Source organism: Skermanella sp. TT6, assembly GCF_016653635.2.
Lineage (GTDB): Bacteria > Pseudomonadota > Alphaproteobacteria > Azospirillales > Azospirillaceae > Skermanella > Skermanella cutis.
In genome coordinates, this window is the sequence record NZ_CP067420.1 from 4169604 (window position 1) to 4191688 (window position 22085).

Genomic DNA, 22085 nt, shown 5'->3' on the forward strand with positions numbered 1-22085 from the left:
GATGCGCCCCGAACATCTTCATGATGCGGCGCATGGCGCCCTGAGGTCTCAGCTTGAACGATAATCAAACCGGACGCGGACCGAGACGAACCCAATCTACCGGTGCTGTTGGCGAGTGGCATCGATGATCGCTGCCCCGCCGGCTGGAGTAGCCCCTCATATGAAAGTCGTTTATCAGATTACCCTTTACCATAAAAAGGATCAGTTCCGATGGTTGATGGCCGCGCTGTACAACGATCTCGATTATTTTCTGATTCATATCGACAAGAACTCTCCTGACAGCTATGTTCGCGAAATAGTTGAGATTTGCGGCAATCGTCCCAACATCCATTTCCAGTATCCCCTTCCGATCTATTGGGGCGGCTGGAGCATCGTCGAATCGCAGTTGCAAGGCTTGCAAGAGGCCGTCGAACGCTGGCCCGACTGGCAGTATTTTTTGAACATAAGTGGTCAGGATTATCCGCTCCGCCGCCGTGAAGGCATCATCGAATATCTGACTGGATTGAACGGATCGAGCGGCATAGCATGTATGTCTTTGCCGGACCTCGGCATAAGCATCCGTCGTCGAACTTGGTTCCAATGCATCGAATATGGGCATCGAGTCCATCGGCTTCCCTTGCCCAGGGCCGATCTGCTTGTCCGCAGGATAAAATGGAAAGGATCCGGATGGCACATTCTCTCGCGCGGATTCGGCGAGTGGGTCGTATCGAGCCCGACGGCGGTCAAATGGCGCAAGCTTTGCAGGCGCGTGATGTTCCCGGATGAGTTCTACTTCCAGAACCTCATCATGGACGGCCCTTTCCAGTCGTTGCGCTCCAACGACAACGGCCGGTTCGTGCTGTGGGAGCAGGCCTCGTCCCGGCCCACCGTGCTTCGCAGGAACGACTTCGAACGCATGATGGAAAGCGGAAAGATATTCGCCCGCAAGTTCGACAACGACCAGGACATCGACATCATCCGAGCCATCGCGGAAAAGGTCGGCCATCCGACGCCCGAATAAACGAGGAGACCTTTGGTCCATCGCTTACAGGAAAGTTGCCCCCGGTATCCCGTAGCGGCCAGGGTCTAGAGAGACCGAAATGAAGATCGCATACATCATACTCGCTCACAAGAATCCGCGGCAGTTGGCGAGAATGCTGCAGGCCCTCGACCATGACGGAGCATCCTTCTTCGTCCACATCGACCGGAAGGTGGCGATCGCCCCCTTCGCCGAAGCCGTCCGCGAAAGCCGTTCGGACACGCATTTCGTCGCCGACAGGCAGGACGTCCTGTGGGGCGGCTACAGCATGGTCCAGGCGACGATCGACACCGTTTCCGCGGCGCTGGCGGCCGGCACGCACGACTATTACATCCTGTTGAGCGGTTCCGATTATCCCATACGCTCGTCCGCCGATCTCCTGGCGGAACTCGGCGCGGCCCGTTACGAGTACATCAACCGCCACAGGATGCCGGCGGACCATGCAGGCAAACCGATCAGCCGCCTCCAGCATCCCTACCGGGCGACCCGTGATCCGCGGAAGCCGCAGGCCCGCATCATCAACGGCCTCCTGAGACTGCTTCCCAAGCAGGACTACAGGAAGGTGCTCGGCGAACTGGAACCGCACGGGGGGTCCCAGTGGTGGTGCCTTTCCGAACCCTGCATCCGGTACATCCTGCAATTCATAGAGAGCCGCCCGGAATTCGTCTCGTTCTTCAGGAGGGTGAAGATCCCGGACGAGATCATGTTCCACACCATCCTGTCCAGGTCGCCCTTCGAGGACCGGGTCAAGCCGGCCCTGATGTTCACGACCTGGGAGCAGAAAGGGATGAGCCCGCGGACCCTCACCGCGGCCCAGATTCCCCAACTGCGGGAAAGCGGGAAATTCTTCGCCCGGAAGTTCGATCTGGATGCCGATCCCGGGATCTTCGACCTGATCGACACCCAGTTGAGGCGGTAAGGGCCCGAAGCCCCTCCTCAGAACGATCCTCTCCGCTTCACGGCCTCGGGAAGATCGCGCGTTTCGAGGATTCGCAGGTCGGACGGGCTGACATTCTCGACGTCGACGCTCCCTCCCCCGACCTTTCCCAGATCGACCCGCGTGCCGGTCTTCGTCGGGTACGCCGCCCCGGGGCTCCCCCGGCCTTTTCCCGCGTAGGTCCCGGCGGCCCCCGCCTGGCCGGAGGCGAGCTTTGCCACGGCGAGGCCGGTCTCGCCCGACTAGCCTTCCGGCCGGCCGCCGTCGCAGACGGCGAGGATATCCGTTCGCGGATCGAAGCCGACGATGGTGTCGTGGCTGCCGTCGGCGCAGATGACGAAGGTGTCGGCACCGGAGCCGCTCACCAGGACATCGTCGCCGGGACCGGCCACCAGGATGTTGTTTCCTGATTTTCCCTCCAGCCGGGCACCGCCCGCCGCCGCGATCAGCAGATCGTCCTTGTTGCGTCCGCCGACGGCGCTCCCGAACGTCACGCGGTTGGTGAGCCGGTCGGACGGGGGGCCCCAGCGCTCGCCGTCCATGTTCCAGTAGACCGCCGGAATCCACATGCCGTGTCCGTCGTAAACATCCGACCTCTTCACCAGCACCTGGTTGTGATGGCTCCTTCCCCCGTGGAAATTGACGTCACGGTCGGTGAAGTCGATCGAGATGTCGTTGTAGGCGCTGGCCGCCCAGCTGTGGAAGGTCACGCTGTGCCGCATTCCCCGGTCCGAAAGGCCGCGGAGGTGGCTGGCGAAGACCGTCCCGAGATGGACGGCGTAGCCTTGCCCGCCCTTCTTGTTGTGCGCGCCGTCGGACGAAAGACGATCGCCCTCCAGACCGTAGATCCGGTAGAAGCCGAACGCGCCGCTGGCGGCATCCTGGACCCGGATGTCGCTCAGGTGCGGATCCCTCAGCCCCTCCAGCCGCAGCGCGTAGGTATGCATCTTGAAGTCCGGGAGAGTTTCCTTGCCCCATTTCAGCGGGTCCGCCCGCCCATAGGCATAGGTTATCGTCAAGTCGGACATGGACACGCCCGTCAGCAGGTCCACCCGCCTCGCCACCGCCGAGCCCGCCGAATAGTCGAAGCCCAGGGGAAGGCTCAGGCGGATCTCGTTTCCATCGACCCTTTCCACGATTGCCAGAGTTTCCCTCAGGGGAAATTTGAACATCCAGGGCCTGACAGCATCCCGTCGGAAGCCGATCGCGTCGAAGTAGGCCTGGTCGTTGGGCTCGGACAGATGGATCGCGTCGCCGGCCCGGACGGCATCCTTGTCCCGGATCCTGATGGTCCGGTCCGACGCCTTGGCATCCGATGCCAGTTCGAAGGCAGGCCCCTCGGTTCCGCCGCGCCACTCGATGGCGTTGCCGCCTGTCCCCGGCGGGAAATTCCACACGAGCGTCGTCCTGCCGACCCCCGCGCCCGCCAGGGCGATATCGCCCCGCCTGATCTCCAACTTGGAGGAGAACTCATATCGTCCGGCCTGGAACCGGATCGTCGATCCGGCCGGGGCGTCCTCGATCATCCCCTGGAGCTCCGATACGGATATTCCGAAAGGCACGACCCTGTCCGGCATTCCGGATTGCGATCGCCCGGCCCAGGCACGACCACCTGCCAACGCAAGCACCATCGCAATCATCGTGACGAACGTACAGACAAAGAGAGTAATTCCCGTGCCCCTTCTGTCCGCGCGCGCCCGGGATAGGCAGCTTTCAAACTTCATACCGCTTTGGTCATCAGCCGCCGTCACGACACCCGTTTTCCCGAACTGAATGATTGTCAAAGACTAAACTCCCCTCATATCGGCGATAAATCTGCATCGCAAAGCGGACAAAAAAGAGGCAAAAACACTCTTCATTGCTGTTTATTCAATAAATTACGCTAAAAAACATAATTCGGAAGGCATCTGAGCACCGTTTTGCTATGGTTTAAGCTGAAATATCTCGTAAGATTAGCACTCCGAAGCCTTGAAAGTGTTACCCCTATCCTGTAACACCCTAGGCCAGCAGCTGACAGGCAACCAGCTGGCCTTTCCTGGCCCCATTTTTTTGCTTTGCCCTTTGCCCATAGAGATACAATAGTGATGCTGCAGCGCATAACCAAGCCGAATTGCGTTATTTTTAAGGAATGTTGTCGGTGACAAATTTATACCAATGCTATTCTTCAGATCAGACAGTATTGAACCGACTTTCGCAAACGGTTTTGATGGGCGTTTCGCCTATTGAAAGCATCACGCAACGTCAGAAGTTCCCGCCCCGGAAGCCTCGCCACGACCGATGAGTCCACAGATCCTTGTTTACAGTCCGATCGCCGGACATGCTGAAAGCCCCTCTGCGCACGATCCCGAACCGGAGCCCGCCAGGACGACCCGGCGGCGACAAGCCGGATCGGCAAGCCCCGCGGGCCGGCATCGCCGTACGGGCCGCCCGGTGGCGATCCGTTATTCCTATGCAGTCCGGGACATTCCGGTGACCGGGGGTCCCCGGTCATCCACTCCCGTTTCCCGAATCCTTCACGGCACCCGCGATCTCGAACCGATCGTTCAGGGTACCGGCCCGACGGCCATCACTCTTTGAAGCCGAGGCCGGCCGAACCCACATCGAAAGGACCTGATGCATGTGGACCCCTCGCCCCGTTGCCAGCAACGCCACGGATTTCATCTCGATCGAGGGCGGCGCGCGTCTGACCGGGCAGGTCCGCGTTCCCGGCGCCAAGAACGCCACGCTGCCGGCCCTCGTCGCGGCGTGCCTGTCCAGGGAGCCGACCACGCTGACCAACGTGCCGCTCGATCTCGCCGATGTCAGGCTGATGATCACGACCCTGGGCGCCCATGGCGTGCGGATCGCCTTCGATGGTCCCAGCACGCTCACCCTGGACGGCAGCGGCTGGCATGGCGGGGCCTTCTCGCCCGAACTGTCGACGCGGTTCCGTCACGTCCTGCTCCTCATGGGCCTGTCGGCGTTCTACCGGGTTCCCGCCGACCTGACCGGCGTCGGCGGCTGCTCGCTGGGGAGCCGCAAGCATGACCTGCACGCGCAGCTGTTTTCCGACTTCGGCTACTTCGTCTTCGACAACGAGCGGTCGTTCAGCATCTGCGGCGGCCCCAAGGCGGAAACCGTCACGACGTCGTTCCATTATCCGTCGTTCGGGGCCACCCTGAACTTCCTGTTCGCGGCCGTGGGGCGGGTGGGGCAGCAGTCGATCCTGCATAACGCCGCCCTGAACCCCGAGGTCATCGACACGATCACGCTCCTGCAGTCCATGGGAGCCGAGATCGCCTGGGACGCCAACCGCACCCTTTCGGTCACCGGGCCGCGGAAACTGCAGGGCGTTTCTCACCAGATCCTGGGCGACCGCGTCTTCGCGGCGACGCTGGCCGCGGCGGTGGCCTGCACCCGCGGCGAGGCCCTGGTCACCGGCGTCGGCGCGGAATACCTCGCCAACGAGTTCGAGGTCTGGCAGGCCGCGGGCCTCCGGGTCCAGCCGACGGCGACCGGGTTCGGCGTCGCCTGCCCCGACAGGCTGACCGCCCGGGACGTCTCCACCCGCCCCTATCCCGGCTTCCACACCGACATCCAGCCGCTCCATACCGTCATGATGTCCCTCGCCCAGGGCACTTCGCGGGTGACCGAGACCATCCTGGACGACCGTTTCCGGTACTGCCCCGAACTGGTGCGGATGGGTGCCCGCATCGACGTGGTCGACGGGGGATTCACCTGCGTCAACGGACAGGAAGGCAAGATCGCCGTGGTCGAAGGCGTGGAACGGCTTCACGCCTCCGACGTTCAGGCAACGGACATCCGCGGAGGTGCCGCGGTCGTCGTCGCCGCCCTCGCGGCCGAGGGCAGGACGTCGATCGGAAACGTCTACCAACTGGACCGCGGCTATGCCGACCTGGCGACCGTGCTGTCGTCGCTCGGGGCCAGGATCCAGCGGGTCAACGCAACCTACTCTCCCGCGTCGTCCGCGGAACAGAATACTCCCCTCAACAAGCGAGGCGCAGCATGCCTGACCCCTTTGCCGGGCTGACTACGCAGCGGCCGATCCGGTGCGACGAACCGCTCCACCCCTACACGACCTGGAAGGTCGGCGGGACGGCGCGGTGGTTCTGGGAACCCGACGGCGATGCCCTGCCCGACGTCCTGCGGCGGTGCCGGGAAACCGGCATTTCCGTCCGGGTGCTCGGCCGCGGCTCCAACGTCCTGATCGACAGCCGCGGCTTCGACGGCCTGGTGATCTGCATGCGGAACAGCTTCACCGACATCGAGGTCGAGGGATCGACGGTGCGTGCCGGCGCCGGCGTCCAGTTGCCCAAGCTGGCGCGGACCGCGTCCCGCGCCGGGATCGCCGGCTTCGGGTTCCTGGTCGGCATCCCGGGCTCGGTCGGCGGCGGGACCGCCATGAACGCGGGCCTGACCGCCAAGGGACGCCGGGAGATCTCGACGATTCTCGAGGCCGCCACGGTCGTCGACCTCACCTCGGGCGAGACCGCCACCGTCCCCGCCGCCGAACTCGGCCTCGACTACCGGCAGAGCAACCTGGCGGAGAAGCGATGGATGGTCACGGAAGTCGTCTTCCGCGGCCCCTCCCTGGGGGACCCGAAGGAACTCATGTCCGAGATCCGGTCCCACATGGCGGACCGCCATGCTAAGCAGCCGCTGGACCGCCGCACCGCCGGAAGCACCTTCAAGCAGCCGGCGGGCGGCGCCGCGGCCGGCTGGTACATCGAGAATGCCGGCCTGAAGGGCTGCCGGATCGGCAGCGCCGTGATCAGCCACAAGCATGCGAACTGGATCGAGAACACGGGTGCCGCCACGTCCGACGACATCCGGAACCTGGTCGAGCATGTCCAGGAGTCCGTCGCATCGCGTTTCGATGTCGCCCTGGACCCCGAAGTCACTTTCCTGATCTGAGAACGGGTGATGCGGCTCAAACCCCTCGGCCAGGCGGCGCTGCTGTTCTCGTCGCGCCTGCTTGTCCGTTTCACGGCCCTGCTGACCCTGCTCGTCGTGGCGCGGGCGCTGGACTCTCACGAGTTCGGCTTCTACGCCTACTCGGCACTGGTGGCGCTGTTCCTGTCCTCGGTCGGACATCTGGGAATGCGCCAGGCAGGCGCCCGGAGCCTGGGCCAGAAGGCGGCGAGCCGCGCGCAGGTCGAGCAGGCGAGCCTGATCAGCTGGCTGCTGAGTTCGCTGGCGTCCGTCGCCGTCGCGACCCTGCTCCTGTGGCACTACGGGGATATCTCGACCGTCTCCAAGGCATTGGCGATCGGCACCACCCTGCCGATGCTGTTCGTCAACATCTACCAGGGAATGAACCTGGGAGAGGGAAAGGTCGAGCAGCTCGCCTGGGCCGACCTGATCGGGCGCATCATTCCGCTGGCCCTGATCGCTCCCATGGCCCTGCTGGGCGACGCGACCCTGGAGTTCGCGCTTGGGGCGACGCTCGGCGGCCAGGTCGCGGCGGCTCTCTACGTGGGGTGGACGCTGCGGCTCGGGGCCGCGGGCAGGGTCCCGCTGGAGCTGGGGGGGTTCTGGCGGCTGCAGCGGACGGGGATGAGCTACATCCTCCCCTACTCGCTCTACATGGGCAACGGCCTCCTGGTCGCCCATCTGGTCAACACGCTTTCCTCGCTGGCCGACGCGGGCCGGTATTTCGGCGTGTCGAAGCTGTGCGAGATCTTCTCCGAGATCGCCGTCGCGGTGGGCACGACCCTGTTCTCCCAGGGCGTGCGGGAGTCGGGGCGGGCGGAGGACCTGGCTTCGGCGCTGGGCATGATCCGGTTCTCCGTCTTCCTGTTCATCTGCATCTCCGTCGTCCTCGCGGTCGGGGCCGAACCGGTCGTCCACCTGATGCTCGGAAGCGACTTCCTGCCGGCCGTGGACGCCCTGCGGATCCTGATGATCGGCGCCCCCTTCGGGGCGCTGCTGCGCATGCTGCAGATGTATCTGGCGTCGCAGGGCCAGCCCCTTGCCGGCACCGCGGTCCTCGGGCCGTCGATCGTCGTCCAGGGGCTTCTGTGCTGGCTGCTGATCCCGGAATACGGCCTGATGGGCGCGGCGGCGGCCACCGTCGTCGTCCAGGCCGCCGGGGCGGTCGGAATCCTGATCCTGTTCTGCAAACGGTTCAAGGCGTCCCCGATCGATGTTCTGCTGGTTCGCCCCCGGGAGCTGTGGAGCATCGTCCGCAACCTGTCCCTGAAGATCCTGCGCCGCCAAAGGAAGCTCCATGTCGCCTGAACGAAACCGGATCCCCGTGCGCTCCTCCGCACCCATGGTTTCCGTGGTTACCGGCTATTACAACCGCGGCCCACTGGTCCGCCGGACCGTCGACGCGATCCTCGGCCAGAGCTTCTCCGACTTCGAGCTGATCGCGTTCAACGACTGCTCGAAGGACGATACCGGAAGGCAGCTGGACGCCTATGACGATCCCCGCCTGACCGTGATCCACCACGAGCGGAACACCGGGTTCACCCGGGGCATCATGAACGCCATTGCCCGGTCCCGAGGGCGTTACGTCGCGGTCCAGGGATCGGGCGACGCGTCGGCTCCCGACCGGCTGGCCCGGCAGGTCGAGATGTTCGAGAGGAACCCCGACGTGGTCGCGGTCGGCTGCCATTACCGCAACATCGTGGAAGGCAGCGGCATGGTCCGGGTGCGGACACCGTCGGCCGAGGGACTCACCGTCGAAAAGCTCAGGAAGAGCAACATCTTCTCGCACGGCGAGGTGATGTTCCGCCGCGATGCCTATGAGCGGGCCGGCGGCTACAGGAGCGAGTTCACCTTCTCCCAGGACTACGACCTGTGGCTCAGGCTGATCGGGCAAGGCAGGTTCGCGGTCGTGCCGGAGGTCCTGTACGACCGCTATGTCCAGTTCGACGGCGTCTCGTTCGAGCCCGCGAAGCTGAGCCGGCAGGTCCGCTTCACGCAGCTGGCGGTCCAGCTCTCGCACCTGAGCCCGGCCCTCCAGGAGGAGCGGCTGGCCGAGCTGCGGGCGCACGGCATCGACAGCATCGTGACGCTCCGCGAGCAGTCGATCCAGGCCCAGATCTTCAAGGCCGCGTCCAAGCTGATGCTCTTCGGGAACGCCGCGCAGGCACACCAGCTGGCGGCCAAGCACCTGTCCTCGCGGCGCTTCAAGGCGGCTTACCTCATCCTGAGTAGCCTGGCAGGAAAGCCGATGGACCGGGTCACGCGCCCGCTTCTTGATCGTATACTGACGATCGAGCGCCGCGCACCCAAGGCAGTTCCATGAGCCGTTTCCTCCTGTTCCTGGCGTTCGTCGCCTTCACCCTGACGGAGGTGCAGTCGCCGCGCTTCGGCGACGAGGAACGACGCCTGTTCGCCCCTTTCGTGCCGCTGATCCTCGGCGGCGCGGTGCTCTTGCTGAGCCCGCGCCTGATGCGGATGCCCCACGCCGTGGTGGCGTCGCCTCCTGTGGTCTGGCTGCTCGCGTATCTGGGTTGGGTCGCCGCGACGACGGTCTGGTCCGGCAACGTCGCGGAATCCGCTTTCGCCCTGACCATCCTCGTCCTGGCGCTGCTGGTCGGCATCGGCCTGTCGGGCCTGCCCACCGACCTGTCGATGCGCGCCTACGTGGCCTCGGCCGTCGTGGTCAGCCTGATGGGCTGGCTGGCGCTGGGCGCCGGGCAGAGCGCCATGCTGTCGGACAATCCCTTCATCTGGCGGTTCAAGAGCATCCTGACCCACGAGCAGCGCCTGGCGCTCATGACGGGATTGGCGGCGACCTTCGTCATGATGTGGCTGACCGACCGCGAGCACGGGCTGAGCCGGCGGGTCCTTGTCCTGTGCTCCGTGCTCGCCGTCTGCCTGGCATCCCTGGCCGCGACGCAGGCGCGTTTCTTCACGGCGGTGTCCATGCTCATGATCCTCGGGGTGATGATCTACCGCCTCCGCCGGGACATGGGCAGCACGTTCCTGCTGCTGACCCTCAGCGGGGTCGCCGGAGCCTGCCTGATGATCATCGCCGCGACCCTGCTGTCCCGGGGCGATGCCGACGGCACGCTCACCAACCGGATCCCGATCTGGCTGATGACGCTCGACGCCATCCGCGACCATCCGATCGTCGGCCACGGGCTGGCGACCTTCCGTTTCGGCGCGGTCGACAAGTGGAACTGGGTTCCCGCCCATGCCCACAACATGTGGCTCAACGCGGCGTTCGAGAACGGCTGGCCGGCGGCCCTGCTGCTGACCATCTTCTTCATCTCCACCATCAGGAGCGGTATCGCCTACACCCGCGCCTTCGGCGTGCTGTCTCCTGCGCTGGTCACCTCGATCTACTGCATGATCACCGGCACGATGGGGATCACCGCGGGCAGCAACAAGCTCAGCCCGATCTACGGCCTCATAATCCTGCTGATCTGCCAGGAAGCGCGGGAGATGGCGCTGCTCCGCCGCATCACGCCGAACCCCCGGTCGAGCGCCGGGGAAGCTTACCCTGTCTCCATCGTGACTACGCGAGAGGCAATCCGATCGTAGGGTCGTGAACCTTCCGAAAGACCGCCGGTATCCGGATAGCCCCAGGTATCCGGACATTCGAACAAGTCGCGCCTTTGCAGATGCAAAGAATCGATGCTAAAGCTAGCGCCCTGGAATACCGGGCGAGAGTACACGTCATTTGAAGTGAAATAGTATGTTGAGGAACATGCAGAGTTACATGATAGCCGGTCAGGAACAAGATCAATATGTATTGCGATCTTCTTCTCTCGCATTTGTGGTGACCGACCCGAAAGGTTGCGTTGGAGGAACTTGCCGTGGCACGTAACCAACTTTCCGCCCCATCCAGGGAGCTGCCTCCAGCGCGCGAGGGCGGCTCCGTCGTCCTCCAGATACGGCCACCCGAGGAAGACCGGATCATCGACCTGTCGAGGTTCTTCTCGCTGCTGTACCGGGAGCGATGGCTGATCCTTGCCGTGGCGCTTTTGACAGCCGCCTTGGCGGGCACGGTCCTGACGCAGATGGCTCCCCAATACTCGTCGTCGGTCCTCCTCAAGGCCGAGAGCGGGGCCGCCAAGGGGAGCGGCCTGGAAGCCCTGCTGCCTGCGCTTTCCGGCGAGGACGCCGGCCTGCGCTCCGAGATCGACGTGATGAGGTCCCGCACGATCGTCGGGCGGGTGGTCGACCGGCTCGGCCTGGTCGAGGACCCGGAGTTCAATCCCGTGCTCGACGATCCCAACCAGGGCGCGCTTGCCCGGATCTGGGATAAGGCCTATTCCACGGCCATGGGCTTCATCCGCGGCGGCGGCCCGCCTCCCACCGAGGAGGGCATCCGCTACATGACCGTGGACTCGACTGTAAGGAACCTGAGCGTCTCCAACGATGCCGGGTCCCTGTCGATCCTCGTCAGCTTCCATTCCTCCGATCCGTCCAAGTCGGCCCGCATCGCGAACACGCTGGTCGATGAGTATCTGGCCTACCGGAGCGCCGAAAAGCTGAACCTGGCCCGTTCGGCCACCGGCTGGCTGGGCGAATCCCTCAACCAGCTGCGCGAGCAGGTCCGCGACGCGGAGCAGAAGGTCCAGGCCTTCCGCGCCGAGAACAACCTGGTCGATACGGAAAGCGGCTCCGTGCTCGTCCAGCGCATGTCGGAGATGAACGCCCAGCTCGTCCAGCTCAGGGCCGAGCGGCAGACGGCGGAAGCCAAGCTGCAGTCGGCGCGGGACGCGATGAGCAATGGCGGCGCGGTGGCGGAGATGCTGGACTCCCCGGTGATCCAGCGGCTGCGCGACCAGGAAGGCGAGTTGTCGCGGCAGTTGACCGAGCAGTCCCAGCTGGGCCGGCGCCATCCCGTGATCATCGAGCTGCGCTCCAGGCTTGCGGCCGTGCAGAACGACATCCAGGCGGAGATGCGCCGGATCGTTTCCGGCCTGGCCTCCAACGTGGTCGCGTTCAAGGCGCGCGAGGTCAGCCTGGAACGGGCCTACAACACCCTGTCCGAGGAGATCGGCGGCCAGGGTCCGGCCCGTGCCCAGCTGGACCAGCTCCAGAGCGAGGCCAGGACGCTCAGGGCGACCTTCGAGCAGACGCTCGCGCAGTACAAGGCGATCGACAACCCGGATCGCCTGTCGGCTCCCGACCTGTCGGTCGTGTCGGCCGCCGCGGCGCCGATCTTCCCCTCCTTCCCGCAGAAGGTCCCGATGCTGGCGGGCGCCGCCATCCTGGGCATCCTGCTGGGGGCCGTCGCCGCCATCCTGCGCGACCTGCTCGACCGCAGCATGCGCAGCCTGGAAAGCGTCGAGGCGTCGCTGAACATCCCCGTCCTCGGCCTGGTTCCCCGCCTGACCCGGTCCAGGGCCAAGAACCCCGGCGCCTATCTCCGCGACCGGCCGGGCTCGACCTTCGCGCAGGGGATGCGCGACATCGCCCACGCCACCCAGGCGGGAACGGCGACCACCGGCCGGAACGTGATCCTCGTGACGTCGACGGCGCCGGGCGAAGGCAAGACCACGTTCTGCGAGGCGTTCGCCGTCCAGATGGCCCGGATGGGCCGCAAGGTCCTGATCATCGACGGCGACCTGCGCCGGCGCGCGACCAGCCGGCGCCAGCGGGAAGGCGGCGTCGATCTCAGCACCATGCTTCAGCGGGGCCTGCCCTACGAATCCGTTCCCCGGCACGACCCTCGCCTGGGCGTGGACGTCGCCCCGTCCTTCACGGCCACTCCGGAGCCGGACTTCCTGCTGAACTCCGAGCGGATGCAGCAGTTCGTCACCATGGCGTCGCACGATTACGACCTGGTCATCATCGACAGCCCGCCGATCGGCGCGGTCCATGACGCGGCGATCCTGGCGTCCATGGCCGCCCAGTGCATCTATCTGGTCCAATGGGGCAAGACGCCCAAGTCGGCGGCCCTGGCCGGCCTGCGCAAGCTTCGCCGGTTCGCCGACGACATCCACGTGACATCGGTGCTGACCCAGGTCCACATGCGGCGCTATGCCAGCTACGACAAGGGGATCTACAGCCCCTACGGCGCCAAGTACGAAAGCTACTTCCGGAACTGATCCGGAAGGGGCCCTGACGCAAAGGAGCCGCCCGGCACGGCCGCCGGGCGGCTCCTTCCGCTTTGCGCGACCGGCTCAGAGAAGGAAGAACGACTTCTCGATCGACGTGGTGCCGGTGATCTGGAGTTCGAAGTCGGATACCCCGTCCCCGTTCACGTCGCCCTGGGCGATCCGGAAATCGTTCGCCTCGTACCACCGGAGCTGGCCGGCGACCTTGCCGAAGGCGGACCCGCCGATGAAGGTGAAGGCCTGGTCGCCCGCCAGCGTGGTGTCGGCATCGATCGCCCTCAGGTCGATGATGTCGATCCCGGGCTGGAAATCCAGGATGTTGTCCCGCTGTCCCCATCCCGGCCCGCTGTCGTCGACCGAGTTGAAGACGAACCGGTCCGCCCCCGCTCCGCCGGACAGCCGGTCGCGCCCGGCGCCGCCGATCAGGATGTCGTTCCCGGCCCCGCCCTCCAGGCCGTCGTTGCCGTCCCCGCCTTCGAGCCGGTCGTTGCCGTCCCAGCCCTGGAGCCAGTCGTCGCCGGCGCCCCCTCGCAGCAGGTTCGCGCCGCCGTTGCCCTGGATCTTGTTGCCGAGGGCGTTGCCGGTGCCGTCGAGGTTGCCCGTCCCGACCAGGATCAGGTTCTCGACCTCGTTGGCCATGACCATCGAGACCGAGGACCATACGAGGTCGATGCCGCCGCCGGGCAGCTCGAAGATCTCGTCGCCCGCATCGTCCACGTAGTAGGTATCGTCGCCCGACCCGCCGATCATCCGGTCCGCGCCCGTTCCGCCGTCGAGGCGGTCGTTGCCGGCGCCGCCTTCCAGCAGGTCGTCGCCCTCGCCCCCGTACAGCATGTCGTTGCCGTCGCCGCCGTCCAGCCAGTCGTCGCCCGCGTTGCCGTGAAGGGTGTCGTCGCCCCCCATTCCCCTCAGGATATTGTCCGCGGCGTTGCCCCGGATCACGTTGGCGGACGCGTTGCCGGTCCCGGACAGGGCGGAGTTCCCTTCCAGCGTGAGGTTCTCGACCTCGGCGGCGAGGACGTAGGATACCGTCGCCCTCGCGGTGTCGGTGCCCTCCCCGGGACGCTCGATCAGGATATCGGTCACGTCGTTGACGATATAGGTATCGTTCCCCGCGCCGCCGATCATGGTATCGGCGCCCGCCCCGCCCTCGAGCCAGTCGTTGCCGGCACCGCCGAGGAGAATGTCGTTGCCGGCGCCGCCTTTCAGGGTGTCGTTGCCGTCGCCGCCGTCCAGCGTGTCGTTGCCGTCGCCGCCATACAGGAAATCCCCGCCCGCGCCGCCGTAGAGCTTGTCGTCGCCGCCGAGGCCGTGGAGCGTATCCGACCCGTTGCCGCCCCTCATGACGTTCGCCAGCCCGTTGCCGCGCCCGGTCAGGCTCGCATAGCCGGTGAAGGTCAGGTTCTCGACATTGGCGCCCAGGGTCCAGGAGATGGTGGAGTAGACGGTGTCGACGCCCTCGCCCGCGTTCTCCTCGACCGTGTCGCCGGCATTGTCGACATAGTAGGTGTCGTCGCCGGCGCCGCCCAGCATCCTGTCGGCGCCGGTCCCGCCGTCCAGGATGTCGTTGCCGGCCCCGCCCGACAGCCAGTCGTCGCCGCCGCCGCCCCGCAGCACGTCGTTCCCGGCGTTGCCCGCCAGGTAATTGACGGCCCAGTTGCCGATCAGGGTATCGTCGAAGGCCGATCCCGCCACCGCCTCGATGGAGACCAGCGTGTCCGTCCCGTCGCCCCCCGTCGCGGTCCCGGCATTGAGGTCGACCGCCACTGCGCCCGGGGCGGCCGAATAGTCGACGGTGTCGAAACCGGAACCGCCGTCCAGGACGTCGTCGCCCTGACCACCTTCGAGCCAGTCGTCGCCCGCATCCCCGCGGAGGGTGTCCCTGCCCGTCCCGCCGATCAGACGGTCGTTGCCGCCCCCGCCGGACAGGCTGTCGTCGCCGGCCCCGCCCGCCAGCACGTTGCTTCCGGAGTTGCCGACGATCCGGTCCGCATGGGCGGAGCCCTTGACGTTGTCGATGCCGCTGAACCGGTCGTTGCCGCCCCCGCCGCTCGACTTGCCGAGCACCAGGTCGACCACGACCGCGGACGTGGCCCAGCCGTAGTCGAGGGTATCGGTCCCCGAGCCGCCCTGGAACACGTCGTCGCCGGCGGTTCCGCGGAAGGCGCCGGAAGCCGGAAGGCCGCTCGCCTCATAGCCCAGGCCGACCTTGTCCGCCGAGACGAACCCCGCGGTTCCGACCTTCATGGACCCGGAATAGGGAAGGTTGGGAAAGGTGATCATGTCCCCGGTGCGGACCGCGCCGCCCAGCCCGATCGGAGGATAGACCGAATTGTACTCGGCGCGCTGCCCCGGCTGCTCGGTGACGTAGACGTTCCTGAGCGAGACCGGGTACAGGTGGTCGCCGGGCTGGGAGAAATAATACAACCATGACTTCGCATCGCCGCCCGGGAGCTTCCGGATCTCCACGTTCTCCAGCTCGACCGACTTGATCGGATCCCTGGGCTGCAGGAACAGGCCCTGGTAAGTCGTGGACGCCGTGACATTGTAGAACTTGACGTCGCCGATCGGTCCCTGGGGCTGGAAGACGTCGCCGTGGATGCCGTAGTAGCTGCCCTTGACGTTCTCGATCAGCGAGTTCTGCAGGGTGAAGTTGGCCTGCTTGCCTTCCGCGCTGTAGACGGAGATGGCGTCCTTCTCGCCGGCATACTGGTGGTCGATATGGACGCCCTCCACATAGACCGATCCGGAAACATGGGTGAAGTTCAGGGTGGCGACCGCCGTCGAGTGGTCGTTCGGCTCGAACTTGCCGCCGATCACGACGATGTTGTTTCCACCTTTCGTCTGAAGCCGATCGAGCGTTCTGACTTCATCCGACGCTATGAACAGGACGTCTTCATCACTCGAGAACTCCCACGAGGTTCTCGTTCCGGTCTTGCTCAAATCGATGACCGTGTGATTCAACTTAAGGATTGGGGCAGACCAAAGAACGGGAGCGCTGGACATGGGGGCACCTCAAAAGTAGACCCCCGAAAGATACCCGTGACCAGTTAATTACATCTTTAAGCCAAATTTGACAATGCTTCGACTTTGCGCGAATATTCCTCTTAGAACATACACGATAGTCGTTCTATTTGACGTTGCTCCCACCGTTTCATCGAAGATGCTTGGTTAACCGACCGAAAGTTCATCGAAATCCATACTATCCCAACGTCCGCTTGAGCAGCTGAGGCGCGCCGGCCGTCACTCCTCCTCGTCCGATCCGCGGCGACGCGGCGGTTTGCCGTACCGGCGCAGGCTCCTGTCCAGGTCGCCTTCCGCTTTGTCCAGCTCCGACATGACATGGGCGCGCTCGCGCAGGGCCTGCCGCAGCCGTCCGATCAAATCCCGCAACTTGTTCATCATGGCTGTACCGTCCGGTCGTTCCCGAGATGACTCCAACCGTATGGGTCTTCCGATCGGCGGGAATGACATGGAAATTTCATGCGGCCGATCGCCACGTCCGCCCCACCTGATGTTCCTGGGCATCGCGGCCCTCCCCGCCGGCGACCGACGGCGGTCCCGCGATCAGCGGCTTGGTCCTCGTCAGCGACGAAGATTCCAGCGGGACCCGGACCATGCGGTTCCCGGGCTTCGCCCTCGACCTTCCCGGCGAACCCCGGAGCAGCGCGGCCCGGCGGAACAGGCCATATCAGCCCTGCGCGAACCTTCCCCCTCCTGACGCATTTACGGGTGGTCATACCGGCTCGGTGCTGCCAGCATGGCAGCCAACGATCGGCGCCGCGAGCAACGCGGCGGCCAAGGGCGAGAGGGGAACTCGGCAGACATGACGATCAACAGGAATCTCATCGCGGGTAGCTGGGTCGAAAGCACCGACGTCATCCGCAACATCAATCCGTCCAACACCGACGACGTGGTCGGGGAATACGCCTCCGCGACGGCGGAGCAGGTCGAACAGGCGGTCGCGGCGGCCCGGGCCGCCTTCCCGGCCTGGTCCCGCTCCCCGATCCAGAACCGTGCCGACATGCTGGAGAAGATCGGCAACGAGATCCTGGAGCGGCGCGACGAGCTGGGCCGCCTGCTGGCCCGCGAGGAAGGCAAGCCGCTGGCCGACGGCGTCGGCGAGGCGACCCGCGCCGGCCACATCTTCAAGTTCTTCGGCGGCGAGGTGCTGCGCCTCCAGGGCGAGAAGCTGGCCTCGACCCGCCCCGGCGTCGAGATCGAGATCACCCGCGAGCCGATCGGCGTGGTCGGGCTGATCACGCCCTGGAACTTCCCGATCGCGATCCCCGCCTGGAAGATCGCCCCGGCCCTGGCCTACGGCAACTGCGTTGTCCTGAAGCCGGCCGAGCTGACCCCCGGCTGCGCCTGGGCGCTCGCCGACATCATCTCGCGGGCCGGCATCCCGGAAGGCGTCTTCAACCTGGTCATGGGCTCGGGATCGAAGATCGGCTCGGCGCTGATCGGCGGCGTGGACGCGCTGAGCTTCACCGGGTCGGTGCCGACCGGCCGCAAGGTGGCGGCCCAGGCGGTCGAGCGCATGATCAAGTTCCAGCTGGAGATGGGCGGCAAGAACCCGCTGGTCGTGCTCGACGACGCCGACCTAGAGACGGCCGTCTCCATCGCGGTCAACGGCGCCTATTTCCAGACCGGCCAGCGCTGCACGGCATCGTCCCGCATGGTCGTCACCCAGGGCATCCACGACCGCTTCGTCGACGCCGTCGCCGACCGGATCTCCAAGCTGGTGGTCGGCGACGCGCTGAAGCCGGAGACCCAGATGGGTCCGGCGGTCGATCAGCGCCAGCTCGACCAGAACTTGAAATATGTCGCGATCGGCCAGGAGGAAGGTGCCCGCAAGGTGTTCGGCGGCGACCGCCTCAACCGCGACACGCCGGGCTTCTACATGTCGCCCTGCCTGTTCGCCGAGACCACCAACGACATGCGCGTCAATCGGGAGGAGATCTTCGGCCCAGTCGGCACGGTGATCCGGGTGAAGGACTACGAGGAGGCGCTGCACGTCGCCAACGATACCCAGTTCGGCCTGTCCGCCGGCATCGCCACCACGTCGCTGAAGCACGCCAACCATTTCCGCGCCAACTCCCAGGCCGGCATGGTGATGGTCAACCTGCCGACCGCCGGCGTCGACTACCACGTGCCGTTCGGCGGCCGGAAGGCGTCCAGCTACGGCCCCCGCGAGCAGGGCCGCTACGCGGCGGAGTTCTACACCACGGTGAAGACCTCCTACACCCTGCCCTGAGGACCAGGCCGGACCCGCAGGGACCAACAGGAAGAAGATTGATCGGGAGACATGGTGATGGCTGGAATTCTCGTCGTGACCGGCGGCAGCCGCGGCATCGGCGCCGCGACGGTGCGCCTGGCCGCCCAGGCGGGCTGGGACGTCTGCGTCAACTACCTGCGCGACCAGGCGAAGGCCGAGGCCGCCGCCGCCGGGGCCCGTGAACACGGCGTCCGGGCCATCGCCGTGCAGGGCGACATGGCGCGCGAGCAGGACGTGATGCGCCTGTTCGCCGCCGTCGACGACCAGCTCGGCCCGGTGACCGGGCTGGTCAACAATGCCGGCACCACCGGCCCGGCGGGCAAGCTGCTCGACCTGACCGCGGAGACCGTCGAGAGCGTGATGGCGATCAACGTCGTCGGCCCCTTCCTGTGCTCCCGCGAGGCGGCCCGGCGCATGGCCAGGAGCCGCGGCGGCCAGGGCGGCGTGATCGTCAACGTGTCGTCGCGCGCGGCGGCGCTGGGCTCCCCCAACGAGTTCGTCCACTACGCCGCCAGCAAGGGCGCCGTGGACAGCCTGACCATCGGCCTGTCGAAGGAGCTGGCGCCGGAAGGCATCCGGGTGAACGCCGTCAATCCCGGCCTGATCGATACCGAGATCCACGACGCCAGCGGCATCCCCGGCCGGCTCGACCGGCTGGTCGGCGGCGTCCCGGAGGGGCGCGTCGGCGCCGCCGAGGAGGTGGCCCAGGCCGTCGTCTGGCTGCTGTCGGAGCGGTCGTCCTATGTCTGCGGCGCGCTGGTGCCGGTGTCGGGCGGCCGCTAGAACCGTGCCCGATCAGGTCGATCCGCCCGAGACAGCCGATCAGATGCGTTGCGCCATAGGCATAACCTACGATCGTCGGTCCGCATCACCTCCACCCTGCATCGAGCCGTAGGTTGCGCCCATGGCGCAACACATTCCCGCGAGTGGAGGGGCCGGCTGCGAGCACCGAAGCGGTTCAACCTGATCAGGATCCGCTTTAAGGATGGAAGGAGCGGCGGAGCCGGTCAGGCCACCCGCTTCACCCCGCGCTCCCGGGCGACCTGGTCGATCCGCTCGCTGATGTGCGGGTTGGCCTTCAGGAATTTCCTGAAGTCGCCGGAGCGCAGTTCCAGCAGCGTGCAGTAGGTCAGGGCGACCACATCGGCCCGGCGCGGCCCGCCGTCCAGCAGGGCCATCTCGCCGAAGAAATCGCCGCGTCCCAGCCGGATGCGGCGGTCCGGCAGCACCACCTCGACCGCGCCCGAGGAGATGAAGTACATGGCGTTGCCGCGGTCCCCGGTACGGATGAAGGTCTGGTCGGGCAGCGCCAGCCGGGACCGCAGGATCTTGGCCAGCCTTGCCAGGTCCTTCGGCTCCAGGCCGTTGAACAGCGGCACCTGGGCGATCAGGGCGACCTTGTCGAGCCGCAGGTCCAGCTTGGGCCGCCGGTCGGCCTCGCGCCGCCGCACCTCGACGCCGCGGCGAAGATCCTCGAACAGTTCCTGGCCGATCAGCCCGTCATGGAACAGGCTCTCGTATCGGGCGATCTCCCGCCGCAGCGCGAACTTGCGCAGGAACCGCTGGCTCAGCGCCTCGGCATACTCGGGATATTGCAGCTCCAGCGCGTCGAGCGCCTTGGAGGAGGCTTCCATCCGTCCGCCCAGCACCTCCCCCAGCAGTTCGGCGACGCGGTCCCCCAGCAGCGGCTTCAGGCTGCGGCTGTTGAAACGGATCAGCTCCTCCAGCACCAGCCGGCGCACCAGGAACTTGTCGAACCGCTTCGACACCTGCCGGGCCAGGGGGCGCTCCACCCCGGTCCAGCGGTGCAGCGAGTATGCGAACCGGAACGCCCGCGGCAGGCGCAGGATCTTGCGCGCCGCACGGTTGTAGCCGATCCGGCCGCCGGTGCGGGCTCCGTCATAGATTTCCCCGGCGTTGCGCAGCAGCGCCTCGATGATGTCGCCCGGAACGGTCTGGAGGCCGTGGTGCTCCAGCACCAGCTGGCGTTCGCGGTTGGCGAGCGAGATCAGGCCCAGCGTGATCCGGTCGCGGTCGGAGATCCGCTCTTCCAGGCTGCCGGCCGAGGTGACCTCCGCGATCCGGGCGTCGTAGGGCTTCTGGATCGCGCGGGCGACGGTCGGGGGGAACTCGTATTCCTGGGCGGTCTCCTGGACCGAGTCGCGGACTTCGGCGAGCGATAGGGCCAGGACCTGGGTGCGAAGCGCCTGGTTGAGCGGCGACAGCCGGTTCAGCCCGAGCAGCTTGATCACGGTGCGCAGCGTCGTGCCGTTGACGAACAGGGTGAACAGCACGAAGCCGGTCGCCAGCACCGTCACCAGCCGCTGCTCCTCGCCCTCGATGCCGCGCGCCTCGGTCACCGACAGGGCCAGCGCCAGGGTCACGGCCCCGCGCAGCCCGCCCCAGGTCAGCACCAGCTTGTAGGAATTGCTGATCCTGGCGCTGAGCTTCAGCAGGGTGAGCGGCGGCAGCAGCAGGAACAGGACCAGCGCGCGCGCGACCAGCGCCGCCACGACCATCACCAGCAGCAGGAAGCCGTCATGCGCGCTGACCCCCACCAGAAGCTTCGGCACCATCAGCGCCGCCAGGATGAACACCAGCGACCCCGCCAGGAAGGCCACCTGCTCCCAGACCGCGTCCAGGTACGCCCACCCCGACGGCGACAGCCGGGAGCGGCTGCCCGCGCCGAACACCAGCCCGGCCACGGCCACCGCGACGACGCCGGAGACCCCCAGGAAATGGTCACCGGTGACATAGATCAGGTAGGGCAACGCCAGGGTCAGGGTCACCTCCGCCGTGCGCCTGCCGCGCAGCAGCGGGATCACCGCCACCGCCAGCCGCGCCCCGACGATTCCCAGCACGGTGCCGCCGCCCAGGTCCAGCGCCAAGTCCCAAACGCCCATCAGCAGGTCGGGCTCGTCGCCCGAGACGATCATCTCCAGCAGCACGTAGAAGATCGCGATGGCGGCGGCGTCGTTCAGCAGGCTCTCGCCCTCGACCAGCCGGACCAGCCGCGCCGGCGCCCCGATGTCGCAGAAGATCGCGATGACCGCCGCCGGATCGGTGGTCGCCACGATCGATCCCAGCATCAGGCAGACCACCAGGGGCACCCCCGCCAGCGGCCACAGCGCCAGCCCGATCACCGCGGTGGCGACGAACACGGCGACCACCGCCAGCAGAAGGATCGGGGCCGCGTCCTCCATCATCCGCCGGACGTCGATCGTCAGCGCCGCCTGGAACAGCAGCGCCGGCAGGAATACCAGGATGTATGTGGAGGAGCTGAACGACATCTCGGCGATGGCCGACGCCGCCTCCCCGACCATCCGCGGCTCCCCGGTCGGGACGAGCGTCACCGCGGCGGCGGCGATCGCGACTCCGACCGCGGCGAGCAGCACGGAATGGGGCAGCCGCAGCCGGTCGGCCAGGGGTTGAAGGACGCTGGCGACCACGAGCAGGGCGCTGATGACCAGGATGAAGAGGATGAGGTCGTTCAAGTCTGAAACCCGGTATGCGTCGATCAGGAAAACGGAAGACGGTGCGCACGGCCACGGTCAAGATGCACCAACGAGTCCCCTTGGGTCCGGAACAATCTGCGGATCGATCATGACGGACTTGTGGCCGGGAACCGGATGGTGCATCAAAGGTGGCATGGCCGATACCATCGAGGTAACGCCGGCTTCAGGATAGCGCATCCATGGTTCGAATTACCGCTTTACTTTGCCTGCTCATTAATCTGTGCGGCTGCGGCATAGTGGGCACGACGGTCGGGGCCGTCACCACCGTCGGCTCCGCCGCCGTGACGGTGACCGGCGCCGCCGTGGACAT

At 66.2% G+C, this 22085-nt stretch carries 15 protein-coding genes; 10 read left to right on the top strand and 5 right to left on the bottom strand.

Translation table 11 applies throughout. The features are described from left to right. The first annotated feature begins 160 nt into the window (after positions 1 to 160). Both IGS68_RS19430 and IGS68_RS19435 read left to right on the top strand, forming a co-directional pair. Positions 161 to 1000 carry a beta-1,6-N-acetylglucosaminyltransferase gene (locus IGS68_RS19430; protein ID WP_201072796.1) on the top strand — a complete coding sequence of 280 codons (840 nt, stop codon included), beginning with the start codon at positions 161 to 163 and terminating at the stop codon, positions 998 to 1000. 133 nt (positions 1001 to 1133) lie between these two features. Beyond that, entirely contained in the window at positions 1134 to 1937 is an 804-nt protein-coding gene (locus IGS68_RS19435) for a beta-1,6-N-acetylglucosaminyltransferase (protein WP_247881397.1), read from the top strand. A gap of 17 nt (positions 1938 to 1954) precedes the next feature. Here IGS68_RS19435 and IGS68_RS19440 read toward each other — a convergent pair whose 3' ends face one another. Beyond that, positions 1955 to 2176: a hypothetical protein gene (locus IGS68_RS19440; RefSeq protein ID WP_201072798.1), complete on the bottom strand. Its 222-nt coding sequence runs from the start codon at positions 2174 to 2176 to the stop codon at positions 1955 to 1957. Between the two features lie 21 nt (positions 2177 to 2197). Continuing rightward, positions 2198 to 3481 (bottom strand): calcium-binding protein, encoded by a 1284-nt coding sequence (locus IGS68_RS19445; protein WP_201072799.1) that lies wholly within the window; start codon positions 3479 to 3481, stop codon positions 2198 to 2200. Between the two features lie 1091 nt (positions 3482 to 4572). On the opposite strand from IGS68_RS19445, the gene IGS68_RS19450 reads away from it, so the two are divergent. The 6 genes from IGS68_RS19450 to IGS68_RS19475 all read left to right on the top strand — a co-directional run bounded on the left by IGS68_RS19450 (position 4573) and on the right by IGS68_RS19475 (position 12973). Continuing rightward, the gene (locus tag IGS68_RS19450) at positions 4573 to 5985 is read left to right on the top strand and encodes a UDP-N-acetylglucosamine 1-carboxyvinyltransferase (RefSeq protein WP_201072800.1); all 1413 of its coding nucleotides are present in this window, start codon (positions 4573 to 4575) and stop codon (positions 5983 to 5985) included. Next, on the top strand, positions 5961 to 6869 hold the full coding sequence (murB, locus tag IGS68_RS19455; protein WP_201072801.1) for a UDP-N-acetylmuramate dehydrogenase: 909 nt from the start codon (positions 5961 to 5963) through the stop codon (positions 6867 to 6869). Before IGS68_RS19450 ends, murB begins: the two co-directional genes overlap by 25 nt. A 9-nt stretch (positions 6870 to 6878) precedes the next feature. Then, on the top strand, positions 6879 to 8195 hold the full coding sequence (locus IGS68_RS19460) for an oligosaccharide flippase family protein (protein ID WP_201072802.1): 1317 nt from the start codon (positions 6879 to 6881) through the stop codon (positions 8193 to 8195). Further along, complete coding sequence (locus tag IGS68_RS19465; RefSeq protein WP_201072803.1) at positions 8185 to 9210, top strand: glycosyltransferase family 2 protein; 1026 nt, start codon at positions 8185 to 8187, stop codon at positions 9208 to 9210. Before IGS68_RS19460 ends, IGS68_RS19465 begins: the two co-directional genes overlap by 11 nt. Beyond that, complete coding sequence (locus tag IGS68_RS19470; RefSeq protein ID WP_201072804.1) at positions 9207 to 10454, top strand: O-antigen ligase family protein; 1248 nt, start codon at positions 9207 to 9209, stop codon at positions 10452 to 10454. Before IGS68_RS19465 ends, IGS68_RS19470 begins: the two co-directional genes overlap by 4 nt. A 275-nt stretch (positions 10455 to 10729) precedes the next feature. Beyond that, a complete protein-coding gene (locus tag IGS68_RS19475) occupies positions 10730 to 12973 on the top strand; it encodes a GumC family protein (protein WP_201072805.1) in 2244 nt (747 codons plus the stop codon). A 75-nt stretch (positions 12974 to 13048) separates the two neighbouring features. On the opposite strand, the gene IGS68_RS36195 is transcribed toward IGS68_RS19475, so the two are convergent. Both IGS68_RS36195 and IGS68_RS19485 read right to left on the bottom strand, forming a co-directional pair. Beyond that, positions 13049 to 15802, bottom strand: coding sequence for a calcium-binding protein (locus IGS68_RS36195; protein ID WP_201072806.1), 2754 nt, complete (start codon positions 15800 to 15802; stop codon positions 13049 to 13051). 423 nt (positions 15803 to 16225) lie between these two features. Beyond that, entirely contained in the window at positions 16226 to 16387 is a 162-nt protein-coding gene (locus IGS68_RS19485; protein WP_201072807.1) for a hypothetical protein, read from the bottom strand. Positions 16388 to 16808: 421 nt separating this feature from the next. On the opposite strand from IGS68_RS19485, the gene IGS68_RS19490 reads away from it, so the two are divergent. Continuing rightward, the gene (locus IGS68_RS19490) at positions 16809 to 18239 is read left to right on the top strand and encodes an aldehyde dehydrogenase family protein (RefSeq protein ID WP_201072808.1); all 1431 of its coding nucleotides are present in this window, start codon (positions 16809 to 16811) and stop codon (positions 18237 to 18239) included. Positions 18240 to 18296: 57 nt separating this feature from the next. After that, complete coding sequence (locus IGS68_RS19495; RefSeq protein ID WP_201072809.1) at positions 18297 to 19043, top strand: SDR family oxidoreductase; 747 nt, start codon at positions 18297 to 18299, stop codon at positions 19041 to 19043. 224 nt (positions 19044 to 19267) lie between these two features. Here the strand turns inward: IGS68_RS19495 and IGS68_RS19500 are convergent, their stop codons facing one another. Continuing rightward, a complete protein-coding gene (locus IGS68_RS19500) occupies positions 19268 to 21754 on the bottom strand; it encodes a cation:proton antiporter (RefSeq protein ID WP_201072810.1) in 2487 nt (828 codons plus the stop codon). Between the last annotated feature and the right edge of the window lie 331 nt (positions 21755 to 22085).

Coding starts and splice junctions, on each gene's coding strand:
- IGS68_RS19485 (WP_201072807.1), bottom strand. CDS start 16,387: ATGATGAACAAGTTGCGGGATTTGATCGGACGGCTGCGGCAGGCCCTG.
- IGS68_RS19465 (WP_201072803.1), top strand. CDS start 8,185: ATGTCGCCTGAACGAAACCGGATCCCCGTGCGCTCCTCCGCACCCATG.
- IGS68_RS19435 (WP_247881397.1), top strand. CDS start 1,134: ATGCTGCAGGCCCTCGACCATGACGGAGCATCCTTCTTCGTCCACATC.
- IGS68_RS19495 (WP_201072809.1), top strand. CDS start 18,297: ATGGCTGGAATTCTCGTCGTGACCGGCGGCAGCCGCGGCATCGGCGCC.
- IGS68_RS19460 (WP_201072802.1), top strand. CDS start 6,879: ATGCGGCTCAAACCCCTCGGCCAGGCGGCGCTGCTGTTCTCGTCGCGC.
- IGS68_RS19445 (WP_201072799.1), bottom strand. CDS start 3,481: ATGATCGAGGACGCCCCGGCCGGATCGACGATCCGGTTCCAGGCCGGA.
- IGS68_RS19490 (WP_201072808.1), top strand. CDS start 16,809: ATGACGATCAACAGGAATCTCATCGCGGGTAGCTGGGTCGAAAGCACC.
- IGS68_RS19450 (WP_201072800.1), top strand. CDS start 4,573: ATGTGGACCCCTCGCCCCGTTGCCAGCAACGCCACGGATTTCATCTCG.
- IGS68_RS19470 (WP_201072804.1), top strand. CDS start 9,207: ATGAGCCGTTTCCTCCTGTTCCTGGCGTTCGTCGCCTTCACCCTGACG.
- murB (WP_201072801.1), top strand. CDS start 5,961: ATGCCTGACCCCTTTGCCGGGCTGACTACGCAGCGGCCGATCCGGTGC.
- IGS68_RS19430 (WP_201072796.1), top strand. CDS start 161: ATGAAAGTCGTTTATCAGATTACCCTTTACCATAAAAAGGATCAGTTC.